Origin of the sequence: uncultured Hyphomicrobium sp. (assembly GCF_902826555.1) — a bacterium.
Lineage (GTDB): Bacteria > Pseudomonadota > Alphaproteobacteria > Rhizobiales > Hyphomicrobiaceae > Hyphomicrobium_C.
On sequence record NZ_CADEFI010000047.1, the window covers coordinates 24,189 to 27,684 of the forward strand.

Consider the following 3,496-nt stretch of genomic DNA (forward strand, 5'->3'; position numbering starts at 1 on the left):
GGCTGGTGGGTGGCGCAGATGATGCTGTGACGGCCCGGCTTGTCGGCCGTAAAGCTCACCTTGTGCACGTGACCGCGCTTCAGCTCGAACACCCGTCCGTAGGCCTCGATCGTCGTCGGGTGGCTGGCGCCATTGATGCCGACGAACTCGAGCGTCACCTGATCGCCTTCGTCAACGAAGATCTGGCGCGGCTCGAACAGGTACACCGCGATTTCCCAGCGTCCCTTGTCGTCCGGCTTTTTCAGCACATAGCCGCCACCTTCCGGGAGCGGCGTTTCGGGAAAGGGCTCCCTGTCGACGGTGACGCCGCCCTTGGGCTCGACCGCCGTCACGACGATGTGGCGCTCGGCGGCGAGCGCGTGCGTAAAGGGGAGCCCGACGAATGCGCCAAGCGCAAGGGCGCGGATGGTGCGGGACGAAGCGGCGGTCATGACAATCTCCAGCGTTTTCCGTACTTTCGGACGGTGGAGGCGGCACGGTCAACACTCGCTCCTACCTAGGGAAGCGCGAAGGCCGTGTCAGAGTGTCGTCGGAGTGCCGTCTAGCGGCGCGCACGCTTGCCGTTGCCGCCAGCTTTCGCCTTCGCCTGCTGCGCAGGCTGCGGAACAGGATCGCCAAGGGCAATCGCTTCCGCCGCGGCCTTCGCCTCGGCCATGGTCGAGAAGCCGTGCATGTCGGCCTTCAGTTTCTCGAGCGCCTTCAGAGGCAGGGGATTGAGCCCGGCGCCGCCCTCGTCCAGGTGCGCGAAGATCTGCTTCTTCATGCGCGGCTCCCAGAACTTCCTGACGTGATCCGCGATGCCGGCAATGGCCTTCTCCTCGCCCTGGGCGCGGAAGAAGTTGCCGATGTCGTTGGCCATGCGGACCAGCGTGTTAGACGGAGCGTGCATGTGTCTTGACCTCATGGCGGTCGCCGTCGCCAGGCTGCGCGGCGAGAGAGATGCGTTCGGGGTGGGTGAAGATCTCGAAGGCGTCGGAGCGCGCGACGGCAATCAGCGTCATGCCGGCTTCCTCGGCGACGCGGAGCGCCAGCGCGGTGGGGGCGGAGACGGCAACGATGATCTCCGCGCCGAGCATCGCCGTCTTCTGCACCATCTCGACGGAAACGCGGCTCGTGAGAAGGACGAAGCCCTTGGCGGGATCGAGTCCGGCCGTGGTGACCGCGCCGACGAGCTTGTCGAGCGCGTTGTGGCGGCCGACGTCCTCGCGCAAGAAGGCGAGGGACCCGGCTGTCGCGTCCCAGAATGCGGCGGCGTGAACGGCCCGCGTGGCGACGTTCAACGTCTGCGCGGGTTGCATTTCGGTGAGGGCCTTGTGGATCACGGCCGGCGTTGCGGTCGCCCGATTGCCCACACGGCGCGGCGCGGGCACAGCGGCCCCGAGGCTATCGACGCCGCAAAGGCCGCAAGCCGTGGGTCCGACGATGCGTCGCCGGCGCTCGACGTGCTGGCGCCCGCTGGAGGGCACCAGCCACATACGGGCTTCGATGCCGTCCTCGTGCCCGACGATCTCGAGCTCGCTGATCTCGGAGCGGGAGGCGACGATGCCCTCGGTGATGGAGAAGCCGACGGCGAAGTCTTCCAGGTCAGCCGGAGTCGCCATCATCACGGCGTGAGTCGAGCCGTCGTAGACGAGTGCGACCGGCGTCTCCTCGGGGATGAGGCGCGTCGTCTCCTCAACGCCGGTCTCCCCGACGCGGCGTGAGGGCACGCGCTCAAACCGCTCGGGCATGGAGCCTACTCCGCAGCCTCGGCCGGCGCGATGCGGCGCGTCAGGTCGGAGAACTCCTCGTACTCCTCCTGGTACTCCGTCGGGCCGTTGGAGCGCGCGACCTCGACCGCCGTCACCTTGTACTCGGGGCAGTTGGTCGCCCAATCCGAGAAGTCGGTGGTGATGACGTTGGCCTGGGTCACGGGATGGTGGAACGTCGTGTAGACGACGCCCGTCGCCACGCGGTCGGTGATGACCGCATGCAGCGCCGTCTCGCCCGCACGGCTGCGCACTGTCACCCAATCGCCGTCCTTGATGCCGCGATGCTCGGCGTCGAACGGGTTGATCTCCAGCACGTCCTCGGGATGCCAAGCGACGTTCGCCGTGCGGCGTGTCTGAGCGCCGACGTTGTAATGCGACAGGATACGGCCCGTGGTGAGGATGAGCGGATAGCGGGCGCCGGTCCGCTCGTCGGTCGGCACGTACTCGGTGAGCATGAACTTGCCCTTGCCGCGGACGAACTCTCCCACGTGCATGATCGGCGTGCCCTCCGGGTGCTCGTCGTCGCACGGCCACTGGACGGAGCCCATCTTGCGGATCTTCTCGAACGAGACGCCCTTGAAGGTCGGGGTCAGGCGCGCGATCTCGTCCATGATCTCGGACGGATCCTTGTAGTTCCAGCCAAGGCCCAGCTTCTGGGCGATCATCTGCGTGATCTCCCAGTCCGCGTAGCCGTTCTTCGGACGCATGACCTTCGAGACCATCTGGATGCGCCGCTCGGCATTGGTGAAGGTGCCGTCCTTCTCGAGGAAGGTGCAGCCCGGCAGGAAGACATGCGCATAGCGCGCGGTCTCGTTCAGGAAAAGATCCTGTACGACGACGCATTCCATGTGCTCGAGGCCGGCGGCCACGTGATGCGTGTTGGGGTCGGACTGAAGGATGTCCTCGCCTTCGATGTAGATGGCCTTGAAGGTGCCCTCGACGGCAGCGTCGAGCATGTTCGGGATGCGGAGGCCAGGCTCCGGATCGAGCGTGCAGTTCCACTCCTTCTCGAACATGGCGCGGGTGGCGGCGTCCGAGATGTGGCGATAGCCGGTCAGCTCGTGCGGGAACGAGGCCATGTCGCAGGAGCCCTGCACGTTGTTCTGGCCGCGCAGCGGGTTCACGCCCACGCCCGGACGGCTCATGTTGCCGGTCGCCATGGCAAGGTTGGCGATGGCCATGACGGTGGTCGAGCCCTGCGAGTGCTCGGTGACGCCGAGGCCGTAGTAGATAGCCGCATTGCCGCCGGTCGCGTACAGGCGTGCCGCGCCGCGGATCAGCTCGGGCTTCACGCCCGTATACTTCTCCATGGCCTCAGGCGAGTTGACCTCGCGCGAGACGAACTCAATCCACTCCTGGAACTCGTTCCAGTCACAGCGTTCGCGGACGAACTTCTCGTTGTAGAGCTTCTCGGTGGCGATGACGTGCGCCATCGCCGTGACGACGGCAACGTTGGTGCCGGGCTGCAGCGGAAGATGGTAGTCGGCCTTGATATGGGGCGACTTGACGAGATCCGTGCGGCGTGGATCGACGACGATCAGCTTGGCTCCGGCGCGCAAGCGCTTCTTCATGCGGCTCGCGAACACCGGGTGGCCATCCGGCGGGTTGGCGCCGATGACCAGGATGACATCCGAGTGCTCGACCGAGTCGAAGTCCTGGGTGCCCGAGCTTTCGCCGAATGCCGTCTTGAGGCCGTAGCCGGTCGGCGAGTGGCAGACGCGGGCGCAGGTGTCGACGTTGTTCAC

Annotated in this window: 3 protein-coding genes and 1 pseudogene; all 4 read right to left on the reverse strand. The window is 66.3% G+C overall.

The window, feature by feature from the left end; all coding sequences use genetic code 11:
* Positions 1–431 (reverse strand): hypothetical protein (locus QZV93_RS15560; protein WP_295559542.1); only part of this gene is annotated, 431 nt, incomplete at its 3' end.
* 248 nt (positions 432–679) lie between these two features.
* Positions 680–889: pseudogene (locus QZV93_RS15565) on the reverse strand (formate dehydrogenase subunit delta); the annotation flags it as partial.
* Positions 873–1,730: a formate dehydrogenase accessory sulfurtransferase FdhD gene (gene fdhD / locus QZV93_RS15570; RefSeq protein ID WP_295559543.1), complete on the reverse strand. Its 858-nt coding sequence runs from the start codon at positions 1,728–1,730 to the stop codon at positions 873–875. The pseudogene QZV93_RS15565 and the gene fdhD, both read right to left, overlap by 17 nt.
* A gap of 5 nt (positions 1,731–1,735) precedes the next feature.
* Positions 1,736–3,496: formate dehydrogenase subunit alpha (gene fdhF / locus QZV93_RS15575; protein ID WP_295559544.1), on the reverse strand; the 1,761-nt coding region annotated here is incomplete at its 5' end.

Bases quoted from the DNA above. Each gene is read 5' to 3' on its own strand.
- fdhD (WP_295559543.1), bottom strand. From the start codon at position 1,730: ATGCCCGAGCGGTTTGAGCGCGTGCCCTCACGCCGCGTCGGGGAGACC.